The sequence below is a fragment of the Pseudomonas sp. JBR1 genome, from assembly GCF_028198185.1.
Taxonomy (GTDB): domain Bacteria; phylum Pseudomonadota; class Gammaproteobacteria; order Pseudomonadales; family Pseudomonadaceae; genus Chryseomonas; species Chryseomonas oryzihabitans_E.
The window spans coordinates 4,506,943-4,532,510 of the sequence record NZ_CP116340.1; the positions used below are offsets into that span (position 1 = coordinate 4,506,943).

Below are 25,568 nucleotides of genomic sequence, written 5' to 3' on the forward strand. Positions count from 1 at the left end.
GAACCGCGCCTGTTTGGCAAAGTCTGTTGGTTATGACACAAGCATCTTCCCTTCTCGGCGGCTATCGTCCTCTACTGTTACTGGTGGAGGATGAGCCGTTGCTGCGGGAACTGGCCACCGAAGCGCTCGAGTCCCTGGTGGACCTGCAGGTGGTGGCCGTGTCCACTGCCGATGCGGCGCTGAGCTATCTGGAGCAGAACGGCGCTCGCATCGACGTGCTCTTCACCGACGTGCGCATGCCGGGCCGGCTGGATGGCGAAGCGCTCGCCCAACTCGTCTCCCAACGCTGGCCACACATTCCGGTAATCCTCACCTCGGGTGATCGCCTGACGGTGCCACGCGGCGCCGGCCGGACCCGCTTCATGCCCAAGCCCTGGCACATCGACGACATGGCGAACTGCGTCAACGAGGCGCTGGGGCAAAGCCGGGTGGCGTGAAGGGTTAGCTGACTTTCCTCAGTGTTTGAGCTACTCCACTTTCAGGTTCCACTAGTGAACCCCTTCGTGATCCTTGTGTGGATGAGACGGCGTCGTCATCCAGGCGAGGGGTCGAACCTTTGTCAGGCGGTCGCTCGATGCGCATGTAGGAGCGGCCCATGGCCGCGCTGGATTCGGCGCTGTAGCACCAGTGTGGAGAGGATAGCGGGAGGGGAAGCTTGCCTATCGCCAGCGCCCGGCCTCTTCATGATCATTTCGGCTACTGACGGCATCGCGGCCATGGGCCGCTCCTACGGATACCTCAGGAGCGACCCAGGACCGCGATCCAGATCAACCTACGGCTGCCACTGCGGATCCCGGCCGCTCAGTTTGCGATCCAGGAAGAAGGCGGTGCTGATCAAGGCCAGGTGCGACAGGGCCTGGGGCACGTTGCCCAGGGGATAGCCGCGCTTGTCCAGCTCCTCGGCGTACAGGCCCAGCGGATTGGCATAGCCCAGCAGCTTCTCGAACTCCAGGTGGGCCTCGTCGACCCGGCCGGCGCGGGCCAGGCACTCTACGTACCAGAAGGCGCAGGCGACGAAGGCGCCTTCCTCGCCCTTGAGGTTGTCCGCCGGGGTATCGACGGGGTTGTAGCGGCGGATCATGCCGTCGTAGGCCAGGTTGGTCTTGATGGCGTCCAGGGTGGCCAGCCACATGGGATCGGTGGCGCTGACGAAGCGCACCAGGGGCATCAGCAGCAGGGCCGCGTCCAGGCTCTTGCCATGGCGCGTCGAGGTGAAGTGCCCCAGCTCGGCGTTCCAGAAGTTTTCCCAGATGTCTTCCTGGATGGCGGCGCGGGCGGCGTACCAGCGCTCGTAGGGCATGGGCAGCGAGCGCTTGACCGACAGCCGCATGGCGCGGTCAATGGCTACCCAGCACATCAGGCGCGAATGCAGGAAATGCTCGGGATCGCCACGCATCTCCCAGATACCGGCATCCGGCTGATTCCAGTTCTCGCAGACGTGATCGATCATCCGCACCACGTCCTTCCAGCCGTGATGGGAGATGGCCTCGCCATATTTGTTGGACAGGTAGATGGCGTCCATCAGCTCGCCATAGATGTCCAGCTGGACCTGCTTGTAGGCCTCGTTGCCGATGCGCACCGGACTGGAATTGGCATAGCCCGTCAGGTGGTCCAGGGTTTCCTCGGGCAGATCCAGGCCACCGTCCAGGCGATACATGATCTGCAGCTTTTCCGGGGCGTTGTGGCTGTTTTCCACGCACTGACCCACCCAATGGGTAAAGTCCTTGGCCTCCTGGGTGTAGCCCAGACGCATGAAGGCGTAGACGGTAAAGGAGGCATCGCGGATCCAGGAGGCGCGGTAGTCCCAGTTGCGTTCGCCGCCCAGGGCCTCGGGCAGGCTGAAGGTCGCGGCCGCGGCGATGGAACCGTGCTTGCAGGAGGTCAGCATCTTCAGCGCCAGGGCGGAACGGGTGACCATCTCGCGCCAGCGACCCTGGTAATGACTCTTGGCGGCCCAGCGGGTCCAATAGGAGTGAGTCTCCTCGAAGCAGAGATCGCTCTGCCCGGTGACGACCTTGTCGTCCTCTTCGCAGCCAAAGACGAAGTCCAGCTGCTGGCCCTGTTCCAGCTCGAATTCACCGTAGGCGATATTGTTCTCCACCTGCAGGGTGACGCTGGAAGCCAGGCGCAGGGTCGGCTGGCCGTCGGCTTCGAACAGGGCACCGCCATCCACCAGACGCGCCCGGGTCTGGGCCCGGGCATAGTCGTGGGCCGGAGCGCAGACGAGGCGGAAACGGCAGCTTCCGGCCACCGCCTGCACGCGGCGCACGATGCGTGGCTTGGTGTCGTCGCTGCTGCACACCGGCATCAGGTCGGTGACCTCGGCAACGCCGTCCGCCGAAAGCCAGCGGGTCTGCAGGATATTGGTGTCCGGCAGGTAGAGCTGTTGTTCACGGGCATCCTCCCAGACCGGCGCCAGGCTGAAGTAGCCGGCCTTTTCCGAGTCGAGCAGAGAGGCGAACACCGAGGGACTGTCCAGATTCGGCCAGCAGAAGTGGTCGATGGTGCCGTCGGTGGCGACCAGGGCGCAGGTGCGCAGGTCGCCGATGACACCGTGGGCGCCGATACTGCGGCGGGCGTGCACGGAGGAGGAATCAGCCATTGTCTTCGAATCCCGGATAGAGGCACATGCCGCCGTCGACGAACAGGGTCGTCCCGACGATGTAGTCGGCCAGGTCGCTGGCCAGGAAAACCGCCACGTTGCCGATATCATCGACATGGCCGACCCGCTTGTAGGGGATCAGCCTGAGCAGCTCGCGCGCCTTGGCCTCGTCACCGGTGACCTCTTCGTTGATGGCGGTGGCGATGGCGCCCGGGGCGATGCTGTTGACGCGGATGCCCTCGGCGGCGACTTCCTGGGCCAGACTGCGCATCAGCAGATTGACCCCACCCTTGGAGGCCGCGTAGTTGACGTGTCCAGCCCAGGGAATGACCTCGTGCACCGAGCTCATGTGGATGATCTTGCCCAGGGCGCGGGAAATGTTCTCGTCGCGGCCCTGCTTGCGGAACTGGCGGATCGCCGCCCGGGCACAGAGGAACTGACCGGTCAGGTTGGTGTTGATCACCGTGTTCCAGTCCTCGAGCGACATGTCGGCGACCGCTGCATCCTTTTGCAGGCCGGAATTGGCGACCAGAATGTCCAGTCGGCCGAAGGCTTCCAGGGTTTGGTCGAACAGGGCCTGGACCTCGGCCTCGTCGCCGACATCACCGCCGACCGCGATGGCGCGGCCGCCGGCATCCTCGATGCGCTTGGCCAATTCCTTGGCCGGTTCGGCGCTGGAATGGTAGTTGATGGCGACGGCGGCACCGGCCTTGGCCAAGGCTTCGGCGACGGCGGCGCCGATCCCGGAGCTGCCACCGGTGACCAGGGCGACCTGACCGTTTAGGGAAAGCTGCATGTCCAGACTCCTGTGCGGGAAAAGGTGTCTGACTGCTGACCGTCACGCTTGCCGCTAGGTTCAGCCCGGGAGCGTTGCCGGATGTTCAGGTCTAGGCGGTGCGGAACAGACTCATGCGGCGCTCCAGATCCTCGGCCAGTTCCGCCAGTTGACGGCTGGCCCCGGCGATCTGCTGCGAGCCGCTGGCGGTTTCCAGGGTGGCCGAGTGGATGCGGTTGATGTTCTCGTTGACCTCTTCGGCCACCGCGGTCTGCTGGGCGGCTGCGGTGGCGATCTGGGCATTCATGGCGTTGACCGAGCCAACGTCGGCCCGAATGGCCGCCAGGGCCGTGACCGCGCGCTGGGTCAGCTCGGCGGTCTCATGGGCCTGGCTGCGGCTTTCTTCCATCTGCGCGGAGGCGCGGCTGGCGCCTTCCTGCAGGGTGGCGATCATGCCGCGGATCTCGCGGGTCGACTCCTGGGTGCGGGTCGCCAGGTTACGTACCTCGTCGGCCACCACGGCGAAGCCGCGGCCCTGCTCGCCGGCACGGGCTGCTTCGATGGCGGCATTCAGCGCCAGCAGATTGGTCTGCTCGGCGATGCCGTTGATGACGGCGACGATGTTCTCGATGCTGGCACTGTCGCTGGACACCTGCTGCACGGTCACGCTGGCCTGCTCCAAGGCCTGCACCAGTTGGCCGATGGCCTGGCCGGAGCTGGCCACCAGCTGGTTGCCGGTGTCCACCTGGGTACTGGCATTGCCGGTGGCCTGGGCGGCCTGAGCGGCGTAGCCGGCGACCTCGCCGATGGTGGCGGCCAGTTCGGTGACCGCCGCCGCCATGTGCTGGGCCTGGTTGGACTGGACATCGGTGTGCCGCTGGTTGGTCTGGGCGGTGTTCTGCAACTGGGCCGCAGCCGCGGCGACCGAAGTGGCGGTGCTGCGTACCTGGACGATGGTCTCGCCCAGGTGCGCCGTGGCGCTGCCCAGGGTGCCCATGACGCTGTCCGGGTGCCGCGTGGCAGGACGCTCGTCCAGGCGACCCTCGGCCAGCCGGCGAATGGCCGCAGCCACGGCGTGGGGCTCGCCGCCCAGGGTCGCACCCATCTGGCGAATGAGCAGAATGGAGACGGTCACGCTCAGCAGCAGGGCGATGGCGCAGGTCACCAGCATCAGCCAGCGGAAGCCGCCGGCGATGGTACGAACCTCGCCCAGATGGCCGCTGGCGATGGCTTCCTCGTGATCGATGAGCGCATTGATGCGCTTGAGCCACTCGACGTAGGCCGGTGAGACGCGGTCGAGCAGGAACACCCGGGCGCCTTCGAAATCACCGGCCTCACGCAGCTGCAACAGGCGATCGGTCAAGGGCAGGGCGATGCCTTCGATCTCCTTGATGGCCGCGAGCAGGCGCTGCTCCTCGGGGGTGGCGCCTTGGCTGGCATAGAGCTGATCCATGGGGGCGGCGGACTGGCTATAGAAGGCCTTGAGGCGATCGATGTCGGCCAGGCGGTTGGACAGGGGGGCGGCGTCGTGGATCAGCACCGTATCGCGGATGGCGATGGCGCGGTCGTGGACGCTGCCGCGGAAGTTGATGGCATAGCGCTGCTTGACGCTGGCGCCCTGGCTGACGGCGGTCAGGGTGTCGTCGATGACGTTGACGCGCTGGACGCCGACCAGGGTGATCAGCAGCATCAGCACCAGGATGAGGCCGAAGCCCAGACTCAGGCGGGCGGCTATGGAAAGGGGGGTACGCATGGAAACCTCAAGACTCGATCGGTATGTGACATGGATCACATTTTGCGATTAAGGTTTGCGCGATAAATGTCCCCTGGGCCGAACGGTCGTTCGGGGCGGATGAACGACCGTGGCGGCGACGGGCGGCTCAGCTGTCGACGCGTGGCTCGTGCAGGCGATCGCGTTTGGCCAGACCCGGGAACAGCTTCATCCAGGCCCCGGTGATGACCAGGGTGCCGACGCCGCCCAGCACCACGGCGGGGACCGTGCCGAAGAAGTGCGCGGTGACCCCGGACTCGAATTCGCCAAGCTGATTGGAGGCGCCGATGAACAGGCCATTGACCGCGCTGACTCGGCCGCGCATGGCATCCGGGGTCTCCAGCTGGACGAAAGAACTGCGGATCACCACGCTGACCATGTCGGCGGCGCCCAGCACCACCAGGGTGCCCAGCGAGAACCACAGCGAGGTGGATAGCCCGAAGGCGATGGTGGCCACGCCGAACAGCGCCACCGAGCCGAACATGACGCGCCCGACGTGGCGATTCAGGCTGACGTAGGCGAGCAGGAAGGACATGCCCAGGGCGCCCACCGCGGGTGCCGAGCGCAGCAGGCCGAGGCCCCAGGGCCCGGTGAGCAGGATGTCGGCGGCGAACACCGGGAGCAGGGCGGTGGCGCCGCCCAGCAGCACGGCGAAGAGATCCAGGGAAATGGCGCCGAGCACGTCCGGGCGACTCTTGATGAAGCGGATGCCGGCCAGCAGGTTGTCCAGGGTCGGCTTTTCCTTCTGGCTGGGCGTCTGCCGTGCCGGCAGGCTCGACACCAGCAGGATGGCGATGCCATAGAAGAGCACGGCCGGGCCGTAGACCCAGGCGGCGCCCAGGGCATAGAGCAGGCCACCCAAGGCGGGCGCGATGATGGTGGCGCCCTGCATGGCCGAAGCCGCCGCGGCGATGGCGCGGGGAAAGATCGCCGGTGGCACGATGTTGGGCAGCAGCGCCTGGGTGGTCGGCTGCTCGAAGGCGCGGGCGGTGCCCAGGCAGAAGGCCAGGATGAAGATCAGTTCGCGGGTCACCGCCTGGTTCAGGCTGCCCACTAGCAGCACCAGGGCGATCAGCCCCTGGCCGGTCTGGCAGAGGGCCGCGACCCGGCGGCGATCGTAGCGATCGGCGACATGGCCGGTGTGCAGCATGAACAGCACCCGCGGCAGGAACTCCACCAGGCCCACCAGCCCCAGGTCGAGTACGTTGCCGGTGAGGGAATAGAGGTGCCAGCCGATGGCCACGGTCAGCATCTGGAAGCTGCCGGCAGTACAGACGCGGGCGAACCAGAAGGCGACGAAGGGACGATGGTGACGCAGCTGCAGGGTATCGCCGGACATGGCTGGGGCTCGCGGGGGCAGAGGCGGCATCTTAAGCCACCTGGAGACTAATCGTCAGACAACCTGGCGGGGTGGTTCAGGCGTTCGTGAAAAATGGGCGAACGATTTTCTGCGGTTCGGTGCTCCGCTGGCGAGGCCAGGCGCCGCGGCGGCTCATGGCAGGGCTATGGTGAGGAGTGGCAATGCCGCCGCTGCGGACGAAAAAGCCCCGCCGCAATGACGCGGTCGACGGCTGAAACAGCGCACCTGGGGTGCGACAGCCTGCCCAGTGCGACATCGAACCGCGTAAGCAAATGTATCCAAGAGGACTACTCTAAAGCCTGACGTTGATCCACGTCAGTTTCCGGGCACGCCTGATCGGCTAGCCGCGCCACCTTTTTAGCGTCCCGCTAGAACCGCTGGCGATGCCTGGGGCTCGAACCTCGGTCAGCGTCATCTCGACCGGCTGCCCTCGACAGCCGGCGTGCCTGAGAGGAATAGCTATGTTCGGCCTCGAAGCCCTGGATCTCGCCCGGATCCAGTTCGCCTTCACCGTGTCCTTCCACATCGTCTTCCCGGCGCTGTCCATCGGTACCGCGAGCTTTCTCGCCGTGCTCGAAGGGCTCTGGCTGAAGACCGACAACCACGTCTACAAGGATCTGTATCACTTCTGGCTGAAGATCTTCGCGATCTTCTTCGGCATGGGCGTGGTGTCCGGTCTGGTGATGGCCTATGAGTTCGGCACCAATTGGAGCGGTTTCGCCGACTATGCCGGCGCCGTGACCGGTCCGCTGCTGACCTACGAGGTGCTCACCGCGTTCTTCATCGAGGCCGGCTTCCTTGGCGTCATGCTGTTCGGCTGGAATCGCGTGGGCCGCGGCCTGCACTTCTTCTCGACGGTGATGGTCGCCATCGGCACCCTGATGTCGACCTTCTGGATCCTGTCGTCCAACAGCTGGATGCACACTCCGAGCGGCTACGAGATCGTCGACGGGCGCATCGTCCCGGTGAACTGGCTGGCGGTGATCTTCAACCCGTCGTTCCCCTTCCGCTGGGCGCACATGACCATCGCCGCCTACCTGTCGGTAGCCTTCCTGGTCGGCGCCTCGGCGGCCTGGCACCTGCTGCGCGGCAACGACAACCCGGCCGTGCGCAAGATGTTTTCCATGGCCATGTGGATGGCCCTGCTGGTGGCGCCCATCCAGGCCTTCGTCGGCGACGCCCATGGCCTCAACACCCTGGAGCACCAGCCGGCCAAGATCGCCGCGATGGAAGGCCACTGGGAGAATCCCCCCGGCGAGGCGACCCCGCTGATCCTGTTCGGCTGGCCGGACATGGAGCGTGAGGAAACCCGCTTCAAGCTGGAGATCCCGGTACTGGGCAGCCTGATCCTCAAGCACAGCCTCACCGAGCCGATCCCGGCGCTCAAGGACTTCCCCAAGGAAGACCGGCCGCCGGCCTATGTGGTGTTCTGGTCGTTCCGCATCATGGTCGCCCTGGGCATGCTGATGATCGCCGCTGGCCTATGGAGCGCCTGGCTGCGCTGGCGCGGCAAGCTGTTCGAGACCCGCGGCTTCCTGCGCCTGGTCACCTGCATGGGCCCGGTGGGCCTCATCGCCCTGCTGGCCGGCTGGTTCACCACCGAGGTGGGCCGCCAGCCGTGGATCGTCTACGGCCTGTTGCGCACCAAGGACGGGGTGTCCAACCACAGCGTCACCCAGCTGAGCATCACCCTGGTGGCCTTCGTGGTGGTCTACTTCGCCGTGTTCGGCATCGGCACCCTCTATGCCCTGCGCATGATCGGCAAGGGTCCGCACACCGGTGAAGGCGATCTGCCCACCTCCGGCGGCCCGGGTACCGATCGCCATCCCAAGCGTCCGCTGTCCGGCGCCGATGGCGGCCTGGAAGAAGAAAACCCCACCGACCAGCTGACCGGAGACCGCACATGAACGGCATCCCTGGCATCGACCTCCCGCTGATCTGGGCGATCATCATCATCTTCGGCCTCATGATGTACGTGGTCATGGATGGCTTCGACCTGGGCATCGGCATCCTCTTTCCCTTCGTCAAGGGCAAGGAAGACCGCGACGTCATGATGAACACCGTGGCGCCCATCTGGGACGGCAACGAGACCTGGCTGGTGCTGGGCGGGGCGGGGCTCTATGGCGCCTTCCCGCTGGCCTACTCGGTGATCCTGCCGGCGCTGTACCTGCCGCTGATCTTCATGTTGATCGGCCTGATCTTCCGCGGCGTGGCCTTCGAGTTCCGCTTCAAGGTCCAGGAAGGCAAGGAAGCCCTGTGGGACAAGTCCTTCATCTTCGGCTCGCTGCTGGCCAGCTTCTGCCAGGGCGTGGCCCTGGGTGCCTTCATCGAAGGCTTCCCGGTGGAGAATCGCCAGTACGTCGGCGGGCCGCTGGATTGGCTGACGCCCTTCTCGATGTTCTGCGGCCTGGGCGTGATCGTCGCCTATGCCCTCCTGGGCAGCACCTGGCTGATCATGAAGACCGAAGGCCCGCTGCAGGCGACCATGCGCCGCCTGACCAAGCCGCTGCTGTTCCTGCTGCTGGCCTTCACCGCGGTGGTGAGCATCTGGACGCCGCTGAGCCAGGCGGCCATCTCCGCCCGCTGGTTCAGCATGCCCAACCTGATCTGGTTCCTGCCGGTGCCGATCCTGGTGGGCGTGGTGACCCTGGCCCTGCTGCGCGCCATCCTGCGCGAGGACTCGCACCATGCGCCCTTCCTGCTCACCCTGGCGCTGATCTTTCTCGGCTACAGTGGCCTGGGCATCAGCCTCTGGCCGAACATCATCCCGCCGGCAGTTTCCATCTGGGAGGCGTCGTCGCCGCCGCAGAGCCAGCTGTTCCTGCTCATCGGCACCCTGTTCATCATTCCCATTACCCTGATGTACACCTTCTGGGGCTACTACGTGTTCCGTGGCAAGGTCCGGACGGGGGAGGGCTATCACTGATGGTCGGCCGCTCGCGCGAACCCAACCCCGCGGACAACAAGCCGCTCTGGCAGCGGCTGGCCTGGATGGCCGGCATCTGGGCTTGCAGCCTGGTAGCCCTGGGCGTTGTGGCCTGGGTGCTGAGATTGGTGCTGACGGCGGCGGGGCTCAAGTCGCATTGACCCTTCCATGTGTCGGTGGATGAGGCTGCGCCGTCATCCACCCTACGCAGGGGTTTGTCCTTGCGTAGGAAACTTATCCTGCACACCGGATTACCCCCTCTCCCGCTTGCGGGGGAGGGCTGGGGTGGGGGCGGTTAGCTTGGTCGCCAAGCTGATTTGCGGTGTGCTCGGTAGGCTTTTGTTCCGCCCTCGCCGGGCGGGTTACTTTTTTCAGTCGCGGCTGCGCGCCCCGCAAAAAAAGTAATCAAAAACGCTCGCCTTGGTCATTCGGCCCTACGCTGCGCTCCGGGTCCCCTCGCTCTGCCGCTCTTTTGGCGGGCCGCCGTCGAAGGACTGTCCTGGCCCTCGACGCCTTTTGCGGCATCCCTGCTGCTCACCCGCCTCCAGAGCGGCTACTGAACAGGGCGCTTGGGTGCCGGCTGGAAGTGTCTTTTTAAAAGGCTGATCAGTTCTTCCCTTCTCTTCACATGTTTCTTGGCGGCACTAATTCAGTAGATCAGCAGGTTTGGAACGCAGGTCTGCTCTATGACGCCCAATTCTCAGCCAGCACCCCAGTGCCCCGTTTGGCCGGCCGAACGGCAGTGTCGCGGAAGTGGGTGAGCGGCATGGATGCCGCGAAAGGGGCCGAGGGCCAGGACGGCCCTTCGGCCCCGGCTCGCTGGAGCGGCGCTGACGTGAGGGCATCCTGCGCAAGGCGCAGGACCGGCCAGTCGGGGCGAGCGTTTTTGGTTACTTTTTTGGCAATTGAAAAAAGTGACCCGCCCGGCGAGGCGGAACAAGGATCGTCAGCAGATTCCTAAAATCAACTTGGCGGCCTGAGCAAAAGCACTACCCCCCCACCCTAACCCTCCCCCGCAAGCGGGAGAGGGGGCGGTCCGGCGTGAAGGGATCGAGCGCTGCGAATCAGCCTGGCCGCCGATCACAACTGCAACGCAGCCCACTCCTCAAACCTACAACTTTTCCCAGTTATCCCCCTGCCACCCGCCCGCTAGCCTGACCCCGTTCCCATCCAGACGAGGAAGGCATCCATGCAGGTTCGAGAAGGCTACGCCGATTTCCAAGGCCACCAGACCTGGTACCGGGTCACCGGCGACCTGGCCAGCGGGCGGCTGCCGCTGGTAGTGGCTCATGGCGGTCCCGGCTGCACCCATGACTATGTCGACAGCTTCAAGGATCTGGCCGAGCACGGCTGGCCTGTGGTGCATTACGACCAATTGGGCAATGGCCGCTCCACCCATCTGCGGGGGATAGATCCGGGGTTCTGGACGGTGGCGTTGTTTCTGGACGAATTGAACAACCTGCTGCGCCACCTGGGCATCGCCGAGTATGTGCTGCTTGGCCAGTCCTGGGGCGGGATGCTGGCTGCCGAGCATGGGGTGCGCCAGCCGCCGGGGTTGAAAGGACTGATCATCGCCAATTCGCCGGCTTCCATGGCGCTCTGGCGCGCGGCGGCGGCTGGACTGCGGGCCGAGTTGCCAGCCGAGGTGCAGGCCACCCTGGAGCGCCACGAGGCGGCCGGTACCACCGCCTCACCGGAGTACCGCGCCGCCAGCGAGGTCTTCTATGCCCGCCACGTCTGTCGGGTACAGCCCCTGCCGGCCGAGGTGGCACGGACCTTCGCCGCCATCGACGCCGATCCCACCGTCTATCACGCCATGAACGGCCCCACCGAGTTCCATGTGATCGGCAGTCTCAGGGACTGGAGCGTGATCGAGCGGCTGGCGCGGATCCAGGTGCCGACCTTGCTGATCTCCGGCCGCCATGACGAGGCCACGCCGGCCTGCGTGGAACCCTTCGAACGGCTCATACCGGACGTGCGCTGGCGCATTTTCGAAGACTCCAGCCACATGCCCCATGTGGAAGAGCGCGAGGCCTGCATGGCCCTGGTGGCAGACTTTCTCGCCGAGGTGGAGCGCGGCTAGGCGTCCGCGTCCAGGGCCGCGGCGATCTCGTCGATACGGGTCTGACGGTCGTCGGCTTGCAGGCGCGGACGCGGATTGAGCGCCGACCATTCCGGGTGGGCCCGCGCCACCTGCACGGCGGCGGGCAGCTTGCCCTCGCGCCAGCGCTGCTCGTCAGGCGCGGCTACTTCGATGGCGCCCTGGGCGGCGTGGCCGCGGATTTCCAGCGCCGCCAGCAGCTGACGCTGCCGTAGCGCCAGCAGGCGCAGCACGGCATCGTCGATGGACAGCTCCCGCCCGCCGCGCAACTTGCCGAACAGCCGCCGGCCGTAGTGGCCGCCGGTCTGCGCCAGGCCACCGGCCAGGGCACCCAGCACCGTGGCGGCGCCCAGGGTCAGGCCACCGGCGAGCAGGTCGAGCCCGACCCCCGCCGCGGCGCCGGCCGCCACGCCGCCGCCCAGGCGAATGCCCAGCAGGCGCAGGGTTTCCGGATTGAACAGGTCATCGCCCCAGCGCCCGTCCAGCAGCGGCAGGTCGCTGGCATGGGCATCGCCCGGGCGAAAGCCGAACAACCGCAAGAGTTCTTCCACACAACGTTGTTCGCGGCTGCGCAGGGCATCGCGCAACTCGGCGGTCGCGGTGCTCACCTCGGCTTCGCCGGGCGCCACGCTGCGCCGCGCGGCGGCGGCGTCCACCAGCAGTTCGGCGATCAGGCGCACGCCCTGCTGATGGCGGCGCCGGGCCTGTTCGGCATGGTCGGCGATCAGCCGTTGCAGCGCTGGGCGGCCGCTTTCCAGCAGGGTCGCCAGGCTTTCGTAGAGACGGGCCTCGCCGTCTGCCGGCGGCGCGACGCTGTCAAAGCGCACCAGGGCATGCAGGCCGAGGCGGGCCAGGGTCGCGCGCCAGTCGTCGGCGCGGTGGCCCTCGGCGGCGACGAAATTGAGTACCGGCACCAGCGGCCGGCCGCAGCCGGCCAGCACCGCCAGCTCGTCGCGGTACTTGGCCAGCACCGGCTCGCGGGCGTCGATCACATAGAGACCGGCATCGGAAGCGCGCAACTGGCGGATCACCTTGGCTTCCTGCTCGAAACGCTGGCGAGCTTCCACGCTGTCGAGAAAGCGCTCGAGCAGGGTGGCGGCGTCCAGGCGTTCGCCGGGGCGCTCCAATTGCTCCAGATAGTCGCGCAGGGCGATGGCGTCTTCCAGGCCGGGCGTGTCGTAGAGCTCCAGCAGGGCCTCGCCATCCACCGACAGCCGCGCGCCCTCGACGTGACGGGTGGTGCTGGGGCGATGGGAGACCTCGCCGAAGTCGACGTCGCGGGTCAGGGTGCGCAGTAGCGAGGTCTTGCCGACATTGGTGTGGCCAACCAGCGCCAGGCGCAGGGGGCCGCTCATGGATTCGTCTCCAGCCAGGCCAATTCTGTTTGATCGCCTTCGCAGTGTGCCAGATGCAGGGCGTCCAGTGCCTGGCGCCAGTCATCCAGGCGGATCGGATCGAGCTTGCTTCCCAGGGGCGCGGGCAGCAGCCAGATGCGGGTCGCCGTGGCGCAGCGCGACAGTTCTGCTAGCAGCGTCAGGGTACCGCGATCCGGTGAGCGACGGGGATCGCACGCGATCAGCAAGCGGCGCGCCGGATAGCGGGTCAGCTGTTCGAGCAGGTGGCGCCGCCCTTGACCGTCGTCGAGGACGCCGGCGTCTCGCACGCCCTCGGGCAGCGGCGGCGGCCAGGTATGGTCGCTGAGCTCGATGCCTACCAGCAGCGCCTCGTCGCCGGTGCGGGTGAGACCGCCGGCATCCTGCTGGGGCAGGTGCGCGGGGGCGGCGTCGTTCACGCCCAGGCGTTCGCTGGTGGGCAGCAGGCGTTCACGCAGGTGCAGATAGCCAGGGCGCTCCACGTCCAGGCGCAGCCGCTGGCGGCCGCGCTGCCAGCGCCACAGGCAGAGCAGGGTCAACAGCAGACGTGGCAGCAGGCCATAGACCAGCACCACCCCGAGCAGCCAGCCAGCCCAGGCTTGGCGTGCGGCGGCCAGGGGGCTGGCCGCATCGCCACTGGCGGCGATGCTGGCCGGATCGGGCAGGGGAAAACCGAGCAGGTGGGGCAGGGCGCCCAGCACCTGGGTCAGGAGCACGAAGGTATCACTGCCGAGCAGGGTGGTCTCCCAGACAAACAGATAGCTGCGCCCGGAGAGCAGCGCCAGCAAGGTCGCCAGGGCACTGCCGAGGATCAGTAGCCAGAGGCCATGGACCAGGCCGCCCAGGGCCCAGGGCAGCAGGCGGGCGCGGCCGAGCAGGCCGACCAGTGCCGGCCCCAGGTGCAGGGCCCGGGCATCGCGCGCCAGGCGACCGGATAGCCACAGCCAGAGCCGCGCCAGCGGCGAGGCCAGCTGCCGTCCGCCCCCCAGCAGGCCAAGGGCCCAGACCGCGAGGCTCAGCAGATTGAGACCGAGCAGACTGCCCAGCGCCCAGAACACATTGACCGGGCGACTGCCGTCACCCAGGGCGCCAGCGGCGAGGCCGGCGCCACAGAACAGCGCCACGATGCCGAGCAGCCAGGCGGCCAGCACCGCGCCCTGGCGCCAACGGCGCCGCGCGGCCAGCAGACCGTCACGCTGGCCGAGCAGCCGGGCGCGGGTCACCAGGCGCGTCTCGAAGGCACCACCGGCTGCTCGTGCCTGGCGATTGGCCTCGGCGTCTTCCAGCGGGCCGCTGTCTTCCTCGGTCAGGCGCAGGGCTTCGGTCAGCCAGAGATCTTCAAAGGCGGGAGAAGGGGGTGCGGTCACGCTGGGACGCCCTTGCGGCAAAAACGCCGAGGATAGTCCCTGGCGTCCCTGCTGTTAACGCCTCTGTTATGCTCTGTCACCATGAAAACTTCTCTCCCCCTTAGCCTGATAGTTGCCGTGGCCGACAACGGCGTCATCGGCATCGACAATCGTCTCCCCTGGCACCTGCCGGCGGAGCTCAAATATTTCAAGGCCGTGACCCTCGGCAAGCCGCTGGTCATGGGTCGCAAGACCTGGGATTCCCTTGGCCGCCCGCTACCGGGACGGCTGAATCTGGTGGTCTCCCGTCAGACTGATCTGGTGGCCGAAGGTGCCGAGGTCCGCACCTCGCTGGCGGCGGCGGTCGAGCGCGCCGAGGCCTGGGCCCTTGAGCACCAGGCAGCCGAGATCATGCTGATCGGTGGCGCTCAGCTGTTCGCCGACGCCCTGCCCCAGGCGCAGCGCCTCTACCTGACCCGAGTCGCCCTGGCGCCGCAAGGCGATGTCTTCTTTCCCCCATGGCAGGAGAGCGACTGGCAGCTCGTCTCGCGGCAGGAGCATGCGGCCGAGGACGATCGTCCCGCCTATGCCTGCGAGGTCTGGGAGCGGCGGGACTAGCGCCTGCCGCCTGCTGCTTTCCCGCGTCACGTCTCCGATCCTTGCCCCGGCCTTAAGTAAAACCTAAGACGGCTATGGCATAACGACGCTGAGGCAGGCCGCCTGGGCGGCCGGAGGGCACGACCATGAGGGCGATCGACAGCCAGACTTCGACGGCAACGACAGGGACTCAGCCTGCCAATCCGAGCGCTACCGGCAATCAGCGCGCACCCGCGGCCGACTCCGCCAGCGCGGGGGGAACCCCAGCCGGCACCGATGTCGCGGTGGACCTGTCGCCCGCCGCCCAGCTCATTGCCAGGCTGTTGCCGGGCCAGTCGAACGGTAACAGCGATCTCGACAGCTTCATGCAGATCCTCCAGCAACAGATCCGCAGCCAGGGTACCGACGCCGCCGTGCTCGGCGAGATGCCCGAGGGGGCCAGTCCCGACCGTATCCAGTTGGCGAAGCAGGCGGCCAATCACCTGCTGGTGAGCTATTACCATGACGACAGTCGCTATGCCGACGCCTCCACCCAGGATCCTTTCGCCAGCCTGGACAGCGACAGCCTGACGCGTATCGCCAGCGACGATTCGGGCACCTTCACTTCGGCTGAACGTCAGCTTGCCTATTTCGAAGGCGCGCAGCGTGGCACCGATGCGGCCAACGTGGCCTTCTCCGGGCTTTCCCCGCAGGATCAGGGTGCCGCGTCCTGGAACTGGGCTCCCGCCGCCACGGAAGATGCCGGCATCCTCGGTACGCTGAATCCCGGCATGCCGGATTGGCAACCCAATCAGTTGAGCAGCCAGCTCATCGACGGCCTGAGCCCCGGCGGCGTGGCGACCGCTGCCGCTCAGGAAACCGCTCAGCTGTCGGCGCCGACCTTCAACATCAGCACCGGTGCCGATGGTGCACCCCAGTGGACGGTGCTGCCGGCGGACAATCAGGGCGCAGGGGCAAACACCGCGCTGGATGGCAGTATCCTCACCCAGATGACCGGCACGACAGCCGCGCCGGCGCTGTCGCTTTATCGTCAGATCGCCGCGTTCGGTTGAGTGGGGCTGTTGGGCTCAGGCCTGCCTGTTGGGCTTCGACGATGAAGCCGTCTCAACCCAACCTACGGGAGCTTGGTAGGTTGGGCTGAGCGCCAGCGAAGCCCAACATCGTAGCGCTCAGGTCTGGCTGTTGGGTTTCGACGATGAAGCCGTCTCAACCCAACCTACGGGTCGGTAGGTTGGGTTGAGCGCCAGCGAAGCCCAACATCGTGACGCTCAGGTCTGGCCGTTGGGCTTCGACGATGAAGCCATCTCAACCCAACCTACGGCGCGGTAGGTTGGCGCTGAGCGCAGCGAAGCCCAACATTGTAGCGCTCAGGTCTGGCCGTTGGGCTTCGACGATGAAGCCGTCTCAACCCAACCTACGGGTTGGTAGGTTGGGCTGAGCGCCAGCGAAGCCCAACAGCGTGTCGTTGCTCAGATCGCCCGCAGTTTCTTCGCCGGCAGGTAGTCGCGATGGACGCGCTCTTCCACCAGGTACAGCCAGCAGGGGCCTTCCACCTGGGGGAAGAGGCGTACTTCCTGGATGCTGCTGGGCTTGGGTTCGCCATTGCCGACCTGCACCGCCACCGTCTGGCCGAGGCGGAAGCGCGGGACCACGCCGGCGTCCACCACGCTCTGCTCGGCCTTGGTCGCCGGGCGGCCCAGGTATTCGCCCAGGTCCACCGGGCCGGAGGGGCCTTCGGCCACGGTATCCACATGGAAGCTGTAGGCGGTGGCCAGGCCTTCGTCGCCACCGTGGGTCTCACCCTGCTTGATGCGCGACACGGCCTGGTCGAGGGCGGCGTCGAGCGTCAATTCATTGTTCGATTGCAGGGTGATGACGATGCGGCGTTCGAAGGGGTACTGGCTCATGGTTTCGACTTTTTCGGCAGATAAGGAAAAGAAGGGACATCTTGTGCCCCCTTTGGCCGGCCGCTGTCCAGCCGGGGGCGCCCGATCGGTGATCGCGTTTGCAACCCCAGGTGTCCAGGAGGCTCGACGGTCATTCGCCGATGACCGTGCTCGCTGCGTTCAGGCTAGTCATTGCGCCGCTTGAGCTGGTCCTTGAGCTGGCTGGGCACCTCGCGAATGATCAGCAGGTCCTGGCCTTCGTCGTATTCGATACGCGAACCCAGGAGGTGCGCCTCGAAGCTGATCGACAGCCCTTCGGCGCGGCCGGTGAAGCGGCGGAATTGATTGAGGGTGCGCTTGTCCGCCGGGATCTCCGGAGCCAGGCCATAGTCCTTGTTGCGGATGTAGTCGTAGAAGGCACGCGGGGCCTGGTCGTCCATCAGCTCGGAAAGGGCGTCCAGGGCCATGGGCTCGCCGCGCTTGGCCTGGCTGCTGGCGTAGTCCACCAGGGTATCGGTCTTTTCCTTGGCGGCTTCCTCGGGCAGGTCCTCGCTTTCCACGTAGTCACTGAAGGCCTTGAGCAGGGTGCGGGTCTCGCCCTTGGCGTCGACGCCTTCCTGGCAGCCGATGAAGTCGCGGAAGTAGTCCGAGACCTTCTTGCCGCCCTTGCCGCGGATAAAGGAGATGTACTGGCGCGACTGCTTGTTGTTGCGCCATTCCGAGAGGTTGATGCGCGCCGCCAGGTGCAGCTGGCCCAGGTCCAGGTGCTTGGCCGGGGCCACCTCCAGGCTCTCGGTGACGGTCACCCCCTCGCTGTGGTGCAGCAGGGCGATGGTCAGGTAGTCGGTCATGCCCTGCTGGTACTGGGCGAACAGCACATGGCCGCCGGTGGAGAGGTTGCTGCTCTCCATCAGGCTCTTGAGGTGCTCCACCGCCTGGCGACTGAAGGCGACGAAGTCCTGCTCGCCTTCCAGGTAGGCACTGAGCCAGCCGCTGAAGGGGTAGGCGCCGGATTCCTCGTGGAACAGGCCCCAGGCCTTGTTGGGCTTGGCGTTGTAGCTGTCGTTGAGATCGGCCAGCAGGTTCTCGATGGCCTGGGAATCGGTAAGGGTGGCGTCCCGCGCGTGCAGGGTCGCGGGCTGGCCGTCGGGCTTCTTGTCGATCAGATGGACGATGGCGTGACGGATCGGCATGGCGGACTCGGGTGACGGGAAAAGTCCGCCAGTCTAACGCCCCCGCGCCCTGGCGGGCAGGCCCTTGGCGCCGCAGGCTCAGCTCGCGGGCGCCGTCTGCTTTTCCTGCAGCGCGTTGCCGAGGTGCAGGGTCATGAAGGCTGCCGCGTCCTCGCGGCGGCCCTCCAGCAGCAGATCGATCAGCTGCAGATGCTCCTGGCAACGGCGCTGGGCCTGCTGGCGATCCACCGACTTCTGGTACTCGATCAGCCGGCGCAGGCGATTGAGGCGGCGCAGCGCATCGAGGATGAAGGCATTGCCCGAGCAGCGGGCGATGGTCTCGTGCAGGCGGGTGTTGGCGTCGAAGATTTCCGCGGGCGAGGCCTCGAACACCCGGCCCGCGGCCAGCAGCGCCTGCTCATCGCGGCAGCGCCGCAATTCACCGGCATCCAGGGTGAAGCCGGCGTCGCGGATGCCGGCGGGTTCGATCAGCAGGCGGAAGGCATAGCTCTGGGCGTAGGCGTCGGGCGAGGTGAGGCCTTCGACGAAACTCCAGCCATAGCCCGGCAGGCGCTCGGCCCAGCCTTCCTGGACGATGCGTCTGAGGATGTCGGCCAGTTGCCCACGGGTGACCTGGTAGCGGCGGATCAGCTCGTTTTCCGTGACCTTCAGCGGCAGTTCGCCCTCGATCCGGTCGCGGGCGATGGTCAGGTACAGGCGCTCGCTGGCGGACACCTCTTCGCGCGCCTGGGGCGTGGCGTCCAGGGCCGCGGCGGCCACGGCGAAGCCGCCTTCGGGATGGCGCGCCAGCAGGGACTGGTCGGCCATCTGCTGCAGGGCGCTGCGCACCGGCGAGCGGGAGACGCGCAGCCGCTCGGCCAGGGTGCGCTCGGGTAGTCGCGTGCCCACCGCCAGCTGGTGCGAGGCGATGTAGGTAAGGATCTCGGGGATCAGTTGGGAGGCGAGGGTGTTGCCCATGGCAGCGCTGGCGAGTCGACCGGAAAGGTCAGGATGCTAGCACGGGACCCACCGGACGCAGCCGGCAGGTCCCGCTGGCGGTCGCTCAGTCCCCGCTCGGACTGACGTCCATGTCCTTGAGCTTCACCAGGCGGCTGCGGTGCTTGAAGCGGTAGCCCAGCCAGACGGCGAGAAACAGCGGCAGGCTGATGTAGGTGGCGGCCAGGCCCAGCCAGTCGACGCCGTTCGGCCCGAACAGGGCGGCATAGTTCTGCCCCAGGGTGATCACCAGGCAGAGGGCGAAGGCCAGCAGCGGCCCGAAGGGAAACAGCTTGGCGCGGTAGGGCAGGTCTTCCAGGCGGCGACCCTGGGCCAGGTAGCCCTGGCGGAAGCGATAGTGGGAGACGGCGATGCCCAGCCAGGCGATGAAGCCGCACATGCCCGAGGTGTTGAGCAGCCAGCCATAGAGGGCCTTGTCGCCGACCAGGGAGGTAAAGAAGCACAGGGCACCCACCGCGGTGGTGGCCAGCAGGGCATTGCGCGGCACGCCATTGCGCGAGACGCGGGCGAACAGCCGCGGCGCCTTGCCCTGTTCGGCCAGGCTGTGCAGCATCCGGGTCGAGGCGTACATGCCCGAGGTGCCGGCGGAGAGCACCGCCGAGAGGATCACCGCGTTCATCAGGCTGGCGGCGAAGGCCAGGCCGGCGCGCTCGAACAGCAGGGTGAACGGCGAGACGGAAACATCGGTGGCATCGTTCTGCAAGAGGCGCGGATCGGTGTAGGGAATCAGCATGCCGATGACGAAGATCGCCAGCACATAGAACATCAGGATGCGCCAGAACACCTGGCGGATGGCAATGGGCACGTTCTTGCGCGGATTCTCCGATTCACCGGCGGCGATGCCGATCAGCTCGGTGCCCTGGAAGGAGAAGCCAGCGATCATGGCCACCCCGACCATGGCCTGCAGGCCGCCGACGAAGGGCGCCTCGCCCTGGGTGAACACGGAAAGCCCCGGCGGTTCGATGCCGCTGAAGATGCCGAGGATGGCAGCCAAGCCCAGGCCGATGAAGACCACTACGGTGGCCACCTTGATCAGTGCGAACCAGAACTCGCTCTCGCCGAAGCCGCGTACCGACACCGCATTGAGCAGGAACATCAGGCCCAGGAACAGCGCGCTCCAGATGAGCCCCGGCACCTCGGGAAACCAGAAGCCCATCACCAGCTGCGCCGCCACCAGTTCGGCGGCGATGGTCACCGCCCAGTTGTACCAGTAGTTCCAGCCCAGTGCGAAGCCGAAGCCGTCCTCGACGAAGCGACTGCCGTAGATGGAAAAGGAGCCCGACACCGGCTGGTAGGCGGCCATTTCGCCGAGGCTGGTCATGAGGAAGTAGACCATCAAACCGATCAGCGCATAGGCCGCCAGGGCGCCGCCGGGACCAGCGGTGGCCACGGTGGCGCCGGAGGCGACGAACAGCCCGGTGCCGATGGAGCCGCCGATGGCGATCATGTTGAGGTGACGGGGCTTGAGCCGGCGCTGCAGACTCGGAGAGGCGGTGGACATGGAATTTCCAGCTGGCAGTTGAAGGGGCCGGACGTTGGCTCTGGCGGCCATTCTCGGTCATGGGGTGCAGGGCGGTGCACCCACCGCCTGCGGCGACCTGCACAGGCAGGTGGCAAAAAAGCGGCGAAGCTTAGCAGGCTAAGGGCGTCAGGTGGGATGGCGGTCGTCGGTGCGAAGCTGTCGCAGTCCGATCATCGCCAGGCTGAGCTTCGGCTAGCATGAGCCCAAGGTCGGAGAAGGCAGCACAGCGTGATCGATTCAAGAACCTTTGGCAGCGGTATCCAGGGCAAGAACTACCTGCAGCTACAGTCGACGCGGCCGCGGCCGGAGTTTTCCCGGCTGGTAGGGTTCATCCTGCTCGACCATTTCTCCCTGCCGTCCTTTACCCAGGCGCTGGATACCCTGGTCACTGCAAACCTGCTCGCCGCCGGCACCTTCGCTACCCAGACCTACAGCCCGACCGGCGCCGAGGTGCTCAGCGACCTGGGCATCGTCATCCGCCCGGATGGCGACTACCGCGCCGCGGAGAATGCCCGCTTCGATCTGCTGGTGGTTTGTGGCGGGCTGCGAACGCCCCTGGAGCTGGATCCGCGGCTCAAGGCGCTGCTGGTGCGTGCGGCCAAGCAGCAGGTAACCCTCTGTGGCCTGTGGAACGGCGCCTGGCAACTGGGCCAGGCCGGGATGCTGGACGGCTATCGCTGCGCCATCCATCCCGAGCACCGCAGCGCCTTCAGCGAGCGGGTGCGTGGCTGCAAGACCTCGGCGGAAAGCCATGTACTGGATCGCGACCGGCTGACCGCCGCCAGCCCCAGTGGCGCCTTCCACCTGTTCCTTGAATGGATCGGTGCCCAGTGCGGCAGCGCCCTGGCCGATGGCCTGGTCAATATCCTGGCCTTCGAGGAATCGCGCTTCCGCCAGGTCAATCCCACCCTCAAGGTGCAGATGACGCCGCCGCTGCGCGAGGTGGTGACCCTGATGGAAGCCAACATCGAGGAGCCCCTGACCATCGAGCAGCTGTGCGACTACGCCGGCCGCTCGCGGCGTCAGGTCGAGCGGCTGTTCCGCGAGCAGCTCGACACCGCGCCCATGCGCTACTACCTGGAACTGCGCATCACCGAGGGCCGTCGCCTGCTGCAGCATTCCAGGCTGTCGGTACTGGAGGTGGCGGTCGCCTGCGGCTTCACCTCGGTCACGCACTTCAGCAAGAGATATTCGGCCTACTTCGGCTATCCGCCCTCCAAGGAACGGCGACTCAAGTACTAGGCAGGTCGTGATGGCAGCAACAATCCTTGCGGCAAAGGACCTGAATGGTCGGGCCTCTTCGTCGCGCACGGTGAACGGCCGCGCGCGGTCAGGATCGAATCATCACCCCGGTGCAACACTGCCCGCATGATGCGTCGATGGGTGTCCGAATGACTTTCAAGCCAAGGAAATCCCATGACCGATCCCCGTAACGTCGCCCACGACAAGAAAGTGCAACAAGAGAAGAAGCATCATGGCGAGGATATCGCGCCCGATGCCGAGCACGCGCCACAACCAGGCAAGAAGCCTGCGCTCAAGGATGATGACGACCAGGCCGACGACAAGGCCTGATCCGGCGCGCGCCTCGCGATGAACGAGGCGCGTGGTGATGCTGACGGCTGTCAGCATCACGCTTTCCAGTCAAAGCTTCTGCCCCGTGCCTGCCCAGGTTGGAAGCAAGGCCTGGGCCGGCATGAAGGGTCATGCCAGCTTGCAAAGGCCCTGCTGATGCACCCTGAGCTGTCTTTATAGGTAGGGAAGGGTGACGCCGGATGCGGCGCGGCGATGCCGTCATCTGTCCATTGCAGGCTCCAGTCGGCCAGTGCGCTCCGCCGCATTCAAACAGAGCAACCCCGCCAGGGCGAACAGCAGGCCGAGCAGCATGCCCGGCGCCAGGGGCTCGTCGAAGCAGGCCCAGGCCCACAGCAAGGCTACCGGCGGACTGAGGTAGAGAGCGCCGCTCACTGCCTGGGGGCTGCCCTGGCGCAGGCATAGCCAGTAGAGGCCGAAGCCGAGCAGGGTAGGGATCAACAGCCAGAGTACCGCCAGCGCGAAGCCGAGGGTCAGCGGAGGTGTCAGGGGACCTTCTATCCCAGCCACTCCCAGCATTACCAGGCTGCTGGCCGCGAGCTGGATGAACAGCTGGGTTCGCAGGGCCAGGCGACTGGGGGGCAGGCGACTCTGTACCAGGGTCGCCAGGGCCAGCGCCAGGGCGCCGCCCAGTGGCAGGGCATAGGCCCAGCGCGGTGCCACGCCCAGTCCCAGTCCTGCCCCGGTGGCGAGCAACACCCCCGCCAGCCCCAGGCCCAGTCCGAGCCACTGGCGTCCATTGGTGCGCTGGCCAGGCAGCAGGCAGCAACCCAGAGCCACCAGCAGCGGCGAAAGATCCGAAAGCAGCGCCGCCAGCCCAGGCGAGACGCCCAGTTCGATGGCCTTGGCTGCTGGCGCCGCCGCGCCGGCGAAGGCGAGCACTCCAATGACCGCCTGCTGACCGATGACTTTCAGCGGCAGGCGTCGCACGTCGGTCCAGGCGAAGGGCAGCAGCAGCGCGGCGGCCAGCAGCAGACGCCAGAAAGTCACCAGCAGGGTAGGGGCCTGGTCCGCGGCATAGCGATAGCCGACGAAGCCAGCGCTCCAGCACAGTACCAGGGCGAATTGACGTAGCAGGGAGGAAGAAAGGGCGCGGTTCATGGCCAGGCTCCTGGGAACGGGATGCCTTGAGCCTGGGCCAGAGTGGTAATACACTCAAACGACATTATCAGCATATATGATTCGATAAAGGTGCATCATGCCGGCTCCCCTCGACATCGACGTCCTGCGTACCTTCCACACCATCGTCCGGTTGGGGCAGTTCCGCGCCGCCTCGCTGCAGCTCAACCGCAGCCCCTCGGCGGTGAGCAGCCAGATTCGTCGGTTGGAAGAGCAGACCGGTGGCCGGCTGTTCGAGCGCGACAACCAGGCCGTGACCCTGACCCCGCTCGGGCGCCGCGTGCTGCTGGAGACCGCCGACCTGCTGCAGGCCCACGACCGTATCCTCGCGGGCCTCACCGGTCAGCCAGTGGTAGGCGAGGTGCGCCTGGGTGTGGCCGAAGACTATGCGGCCCGCTTGCTCAAGGCGGTGCTGCCGCGGTTGCAGGGCGAGCACCCGGGAATCGTGCTGGAGGTGCTGACCGGCAACAGCAGCCAGCTCCGTCGCTGGCTCGGCCAGGGACTGCTGGACCTGGCGCTGCTGGTCGGGCCGCCCCGCAGCGATCTGGCGGACGGCCAGATGTTCGCCCACACCCAGCCGGTGTGGGTCGCCGGGCCTGGGCTACATCTGAATCCGGATGCCAGCGTGCCGCTGGCCTTGCACGGCGAAGGTTGTAGCTATCGCGAACTGGGCATCGACCTGCTGACCGGCCAGGGCCGTCGCTGGCACGCGGTGGTGACCAGCGCCGCCTCTTCAGCCCTGGAGGCCGCGGTCGAACTGGGTCAGGCGGTGGCCATCACCGACCAGGCGCGCATGACCCCGCCGATGCGCGAATTGTCGCCGGAAGAAGGCTTCCCCAGGCTGCCGGTGCACGAATTGCGCTTGACCTCGCCACCGGGCGAACGCAGCCCCGCCTGCGCTCACCTGGCCGGGCTGATCGCCGAGGATTTTCGGATATGAACCCCTCTGTATCAGGCGTTTCCTTGCGATTCGGCTAGTGCCTCCGCTGTAGCCTTGCTGTCATCTTGCCCTGGCATGTTGCCTTGCGAACGAGGGGAGGCGCGATTTCGCGCTTCCTGCTTCTAAACCATCGGCAAGGGCGGCACAGATATGCAGGCTTCGCTTCGCGGTATGACGTTGGGATTGGTTCTTGGGCTGATGAGCAGCGGTCAGGCACTGGCGGCGACGCCCATTCCCTTTTGGCATTCGATGGATGCGGAGCTCGGCAAGGAAGTCGATTCCCTGGCCCAGCGATTCAACCAGGCACACCCGGAGTTCCAGGTGCAGCCGGTGTACAAGGGCAACTACGAGCAGAACCTGGCCGCCGGGATCGCCGCCTTCCGTACCGGCAAGCCACCGGCCCTCCTGCAGGTCTACGAGGTGGGCACGGCGACCATGATGGCGTCCAACGCCATCGAGCCGGTCTACCAGGTGTTCAAGGATGCCGGCCTGGCCTTCGACGAGTCGCGCTTCGTGCCTACCGTCGCCAGCTACTACAGCGATGGCAAGACCGGGCAGCTACTGTCGCAGCCCTTCAATAGCTCGACGCCGGTGCTCTACTACAACAAGGACGCCTTCAAGAAGGCCGGCCTCGACCCGCAGTCGCCGCCCAAGACCTGGCAGGAGCTGGCCGAGGACAGCGCCAAATTGCGCGCCGCCGGCATGAAATGCGGCTACACCAGTGGCTGGCAGAGCTGGGTCCAGTTGGAAAACTTCAGTGCCTGGAACGGCTTGCCGTTCGCCAGCCGCGACAACGGCTACCTGGGTACCGACGCCGTGCTGGAGTTCAACAAGGCGCCCCAGGTCAAGCACATCGCCCTGCTGCAGGAGATGGGCAAGAAGGGTGATTTCACCTATGTCGGGCGCAAGGACGAACCCACCGAGAAGTTCTACAACGGTGACTGTGGCCTGCTCACCACCTCGTCCGGCTCCCTGGCCAACATCCGCCACTATGCCAAGTTCGATTTCGGCGTGGCCATGATGCCCTACGACGGCGACCTCAAGGGCGCGCCGCAGAACGCCATCATCGGTGGGGCCAGCCTCTGGGTGTTCAAGGGCCAGGACGCGGCGGTGAAGCGCGGCGTGGCCGAATTCCTCGCCTTCCTGGCGCAGCCGGAGATCGCGGCCGAGTGGCACCAGCAGACCGGCTACCTGCCGATCACCAAGGCGGCCTACGACCTGACCCGCGAGCAAGGCTTCTACACCAAGAACCCGGGGGCCGACATCGCCACCCGGCAGATGCTGAACAAGCCGCCACTGGCCTTCACCAAGGGCCTGCGCTTGGGCAACATGCCGCAGATCCGCGCGGTGATCGATGAGGAGCTGGAAGGCGTCTGGACCGGCAAGCAGGCCCCGCAGCAGGCGCTGGACGCCGCCGTGCAACGCGGCAATGCCCTGTTGCGTCGCTTCGAGAAGTCCAGCCAGTAAGGCT

The 25,568-nt window shown here is 66.4% G+C and carries 22 protein-coding genes and 1 pseudogene; 11 read left to right on the forward strand and 12 right to left on the reverse strand.

The annotated features are described in order from the left end of the window. The first annotated feature begins 32 nt into the window (after positions 1–32). Complete coding sequence (locus tag PJ259_RS20895; RefSeq protein WP_237140569.1) at positions 33–437, forward strand: response regulator; 405 nt, start codon at positions 33–35, stop codon at positions 435–437. A 335-nt stretch (positions 438–772) separates the two neighbouring features. Here PJ259_RS20895 and PJ259_RS20900 read toward each other — a convergent pair whose 3' ends face one another. The 5 genes and pseudogenes from PJ259_RS20900 to PJ259_RS20915 form a co-directional block, all read right to left on the reverse strand. Further along, positions 773–2,602, reverse strand: a complete 1,830-nt coding sequence (locus PJ259_RS20900) for a glycoside hydrolase family 15 protein (protein WP_059313792.1) — start codon at positions 2,600–2,602, stop codon at positions 773–775. Continuing rightward, positions 2,595–3,398: a glucose 1-dehydrogenase gene (locus PJ259_RS20905; RefSeq protein WP_271654041.1), complete on the reverse strand. Its 804-nt coding sequence runs from the start codon at positions 3,396–3,398 to the stop codon at positions 2,595–2,597. The genes PJ259_RS20900 and PJ259_RS20905 overlap by 8 nt, the downstream gene beginning before the upstream one ends. A gap of 91 nt (positions 3,399–3,489) precedes the next feature. Next, positions 3,490–4,548, reverse strand: coding sequence for a methyl-accepting chemotaxis protein (locus tag PJ259_RS23035; RefSeq protein WP_420480505.1), 1,059 nt, complete (start codon positions 4,546–4,548; stop codon positions 3,490–3,492). Positions 4,549–4,611: 63 nt separating this feature from the next. Further along, positions 4,612–5,130 (reverse strand): annotated as a pseudogene (locus tag PJ259_RS23040) (MCP four helix bundle domain-containing protein); the annotation flags it as partial. A 127-nt stretch (positions 5,131–5,257) separates the two neighbouring features. Continuing rightward, positions 5,258–6,487 (reverse strand): MFS transporter, encoded by a 1,230-nt coding sequence (locus PJ259_RS20915; protein ID WP_271655904.1) that lies wholly within the window; start codon positions 6,485–6,487, stop codon positions 5,258–5,260. Between the two features lie 482 nt (positions 6,488–6,969). On the opposite strand from PJ259_RS20915, the gene PJ259_RS20920 reads away from it, so the two are divergent. From PJ259_RS20920 to PJ259_RS20935, 4 genes are all read left to right on the forward strand, one after another. After that, positions 6,970–8,415: a cytochrome ubiquinol oxidase subunit I gene (locus PJ259_RS20920; protein WP_271654043.1), complete on the forward strand. Its 1,446-nt coding sequence runs from the start codon at positions 6,970–6,972 to the stop codon at positions 8,413–8,415. Beyond that, positions 8,412–9,434 carry a cytochrome d ubiquinol oxidase subunit II gene (gene cydB / locus PJ259_RS20925; protein ID WP_059313796.1) on the forward strand — a complete coding sequence of 341 codons (1,023 nt, stop codon included), beginning with the start codon at positions 8,412–8,414 and terminating at the stop codon, positions 9,432–9,434. The genes PJ259_RS20920 and cydB overlap by 4 nt, the downstream gene beginning before the upstream one ends. Beyond that, complete coding sequence (locus PJ259_RS20930; protein WP_017640936.1) at positions 9,434–9,595, forward strand: DUF2474 domain-containing protein; 162 nt, start codon at positions 9,434–9,436, stop codon at positions 9,593–9,595. Before cydB ends, PJ259_RS20930 begins: the two co-directional genes overlap by 1 nt. 1,028 nt (positions 9,596–10,623) lie before the next feature. Then, complete coding sequence (locus tag PJ259_RS20935; RefSeq protein ID WP_271654044.1) at positions 10,624–11,517, forward strand: proline iminopeptidase-family hydrolase; 894 nt, start codon at positions 10,624–10,626, stop codon at positions 11,515–11,517. Here the strand turns inward: PJ259_RS20935 and PJ259_RS20940 are convergent. Together PJ259_RS20940 and PJ259_RS20945 are read right to left on the reverse strand one after the other, a co-directional pair. Then, complete coding sequence (locus tag PJ259_RS20940) at positions 11,514–12,890, reverse strand: GTPase/DUF3482 domain-containing protein (protein WP_059313798.1); 1,377 nt, start codon at positions 12,888–12,890, stop codon at positions 11,514–11,516. The genes PJ259_RS20935 and PJ259_RS20940 overlap by 4 nt on opposite strands. Continuing rightward, positions 12,887–14,275: a DUF2868 domain-containing protein gene (locus tag PJ259_RS20945; protein WP_271654045.1), complete on the reverse strand. Its 1,389-nt coding sequence runs from the start codon at positions 14,273–14,275 to the stop codon at positions 12,887–12,889. The genes PJ259_RS20940 and PJ259_RS20945 overlap by 4 nt, the downstream gene beginning before the upstream one ends. 81 nt (positions 14,276–14,356) lie before the next feature. Between PJ259_RS20945 and PJ259_RS20950 the strand changes: the two genes are divergently transcribed. Further along, positions 14,357–14,872 (forward strand): dihydrofolate reductase, encoded by a 516-nt coding sequence (locus PJ259_RS20950; RefSeq protein WP_064308631.1) that lies wholly within the window; start codon positions 14,357–14,359, stop codon positions 14,870–14,872. 125 nt (positions 14,873–14,997) lie between these two features. After that, positions 14,998–15,903: a hypothetical protein gene (locus PJ259_RS20955; RefSeq protein WP_271654046.1), complete on the forward strand. Its 906-nt coding sequence runs from the start codon at positions 14,998–15,000 to the stop codon at positions 15,901–15,903. 417 nt (positions 15,904–16,320) lie between these two features. Here PJ259_RS20955 and PJ259_RS20960 read toward each other — a convergent pair whose 3' ends face one another. The 4 genes from PJ259_RS20960 to PJ259_RS20975 form a co-directional block, all read right to left on the reverse strand. Continuing rightward, the gene (locus PJ259_RS20960) at positions 16,321–16,758 is read right to left on the reverse strand and encodes a hypothetical protein (RefSeq protein ID WP_017640942.1); all 438 of its coding nucleotides are present in this window, start codon (positions 16,756–16,758) and stop codon (positions 16,321–16,323) included. A gap of 164 nt (positions 16,759–16,922) precedes the next feature. After that, positions 16,923–17,930 (reverse strand): nucleoid-associated protein YejK, encoded by a 1,008-nt coding sequence (gene yejK, locus PJ259_RS20965; protein ID WP_271654047.1) that lies wholly within the window; start codon positions 17,928–17,930, stop codon positions 16,923–16,925. Positions 17,931–18,008: 78 nt separating this feature from the next. Next, the gene (locus tag PJ259_RS20970; RefSeq protein ID WP_271654048.1) at positions 18,009–18,887 is read right to left on the reverse strand and encodes a GntR family transcriptional regulator; all 879 of its coding nucleotides are present in this window, start codon (positions 18,885–18,887) and stop codon (positions 18,009–18,011) included. Between the two features lie 85 nt (positions 18,888–18,972). Next, positions 18,973–20,427 (reverse strand): amino acid permease, encoded by a 1,455-nt coding sequence (locus PJ259_RS20975; protein ID WP_271654049.1) that lies wholly within the window; start codon positions 20,425–20,427, stop codon positions 18,973–18,975. 249 nt (positions 20,428–20,676) lie between these two features. Between PJ259_RS20975 and PJ259_RS20980 the strand changes: the two genes are divergently transcribed. Both PJ259_RS20980 and PJ259_RS20985 read left to right on the forward strand, forming a co-directional pair. Then, positions 20,677–21,690, forward strand: coding sequence for a GlxA family transcriptional regulator (locus PJ259_RS20980; protein ID WP_271654050.1), 1,014 nt, complete (start codon positions 20,677–20,679; stop codon positions 21,688–21,690). A 174-nt stretch (positions 21,691–21,864) separates the two neighbouring features. Further along, entirely contained in the window at positions 21,865–22,020 is a 156-nt protein-coding gene (locus PJ259_RS20985; protein WP_156428930.1) for a hypothetical protein, read from the forward strand. Between the two features lie 219 nt (positions 22,021–22,239). Here PJ259_RS20985 and PJ259_RS20990 read toward each other — a convergent pair whose 3' ends face one another. After that, entirely contained in the window at positions 22,240–23,139 is a 900-nt protein-coding gene (locus PJ259_RS20990; protein ID WP_271654051.1) for a DMT family transporter, read from the reverse strand. A gap of 97 nt (positions 23,140–23,236) precedes the next feature. On the opposite strand from PJ259_RS20990, the gene PJ259_RS20995 reads away from it, so the two are divergent. Continuing rightward, on the forward strand, positions 23,237–24,097 hold the full coding sequence (locus tag PJ259_RS20995) for a LysR family transcriptional regulator (RefSeq protein ID WP_271654052.1): 861 nt from the start codon (positions 23,237–23,239) through the stop codon (positions 24,095–24,097). A gap of 150 nt (positions 24,098–24,247) precedes the next feature. Beyond that, positions 24,248–25,564 (forward strand): sn-glycerol-3-phosphate ABC transporter substrate-binding protein UgpB, encoded by a 1,317-nt coding sequence (ugpB, locus tag PJ259_RS21000; protein ID WP_271654053.1) that lies wholly within the window; start codon positions 24,248–24,250, stop codon positions 25,562–25,564. Positions 25,565–25,568: the final 4 nt, after the last annotated feature.

What these genes read in the sequence shown, in the direction of transcription:
- PJ259_RS20895 (WP_237140569.1), top strand. Translation starts at nt 33, where the DNA reads ATGACACAAGCATCTTCCCTTCTCGGCGGCTATCGTCCTCTACTGTTA.
- PJ259_RS20900 (WP_059313792.1), bottom strand. Translation starts at nt 2,602, where the DNA reads ATGGCTGATTCCTCCTCCGTGCACGCCCGCCGCAGTATCGGCGCCCAC.
- PJ259_RS20905 (WP_271654041.1), bottom strand. Translation starts at nt 3,398, where the DNA reads ATGCAGCTTTCCCTAAACGGTCAGGTCGCCCTGGTCACCGGTGGCAGC.
- PJ259_RS23035 (WP_420480505.1), bottom strand. Translation starts at nt 4,548, where the DNA reads ATGCTGGTGACCTGCGCCATCGCCCTGCTGCTGAGCGTGACCGTCTCC.
- PJ259_RS20915 (WP_271655904.1), bottom strand. Translation starts at nt 6,487, where the DNA reads ATGTCCGGCGATACCCTGCAGCTGCGTCACCATCGTCCCTTCGTCGCC.
- PJ259_RS20920 (WP_271654043.1), top strand. Translation starts at nt 6,970, where the DNA reads ATGTTCGGCCTCGAAGCCCTGGATCTCGCCCGGATCCAGTTCGCCTTC.
- cydB (WP_059313796.1), top strand. Translation starts at nt 8,412, where the DNA reads ATGAACGGCATCCCTGGCATCGACCTCCCGCTGATCTGGGCGATCATC.
- PJ259_RS20930 (WP_017640936.1), top strand. Translation starts at nt 9,434, where the DNA reads ATGGTCGGCCGCTCGCGCGAACCCAACCCCGCGGACAACAAGCCGCTC.
- PJ259_RS20935 (WP_271654044.1), top strand. Translation starts at nt 10,624, where the DNA reads ATGCAGGTTCGAGAAGGCTACGCCGATTTCCAAGGCCACCAGACCTGG.
- PJ259_RS20940 (WP_059313798.1), bottom strand. Translation starts at nt 12,890, where the DNA reads ATGAGCGGCCCCCTGCGCCTGGCGCTGGTTGGCCACACCAATGTCGGC.
- PJ259_RS20950 (WP_064308631.1), top strand. Translation starts at nt 14,357, where the DNA reads ATGAAAACTTCTCTCCCCCTTAGCCTGATAGTTGCCGTGGCCGACAAC.
- PJ259_RS20955 (WP_271654046.1), top strand. Translation starts at nt 14,998, where the DNA reads ATGAGGGCGATCGACAGCCAGACTTCGACGGCAACGACAGGGACTCAG.
- PJ259_RS20960 (WP_017640942.1), bottom strand. Translation starts at nt 16,758, where the DNA reads ATGAGCCAGTACCCCTTCGAACGCCGCATCGTCATCACCCTGCAATCG.
- yejK (WP_271654047.1), bottom strand. Translation starts at nt 17,930, where the DNA reads ATGCCGATCCGTCACGCCATCGTCCATCTGATCGACAAGAAGCCCGAC.
- PJ259_RS20970 (WP_271654048.1), bottom strand. Translation starts at nt 18,887, where the DNA reads ATGGGCAACACCCTCGCCTCCCAACTGATCCCCGAGATCCTTACCTAC.
- PJ259_RS20975 (WP_271654049.1), bottom strand. Translation starts at nt 20,427, where the DNA reads ATGTCCACCGCCTCTCCGAGTCTGCAGCGCCGGCTCAAGCCCCGTCAC.
- PJ259_RS20985 (WP_156428930.1), top strand. Translation starts at nt 21,865, where the DNA reads ATGACCGATCCCCGTAACGTCGCCCACGACAAGAAAGTGCAACAAGAG.
- PJ259_RS20990 (WP_271654051.1), bottom strand. Translation starts at nt 23,139, where the DNA reads ATGAACCGCGCCCTTTCTTCCTCCCTGCTACGTCAATTCGCCCTGGTA.
- PJ259_RS20995 (WP_271654052.1), top strand. Translation starts at nt 23,237, where the DNA reads ATGCCGGCTCCCCTCGACATCGACGTCCTGCGTACCTTCCACACCATC.
- ugpB (WP_271654053.1), top strand. Translation starts at nt 24,248, where the DNA reads ATGCAGGCTTCGCTTCGCGGTATGACGTTGGGATTGGTTCTTGGGCTG.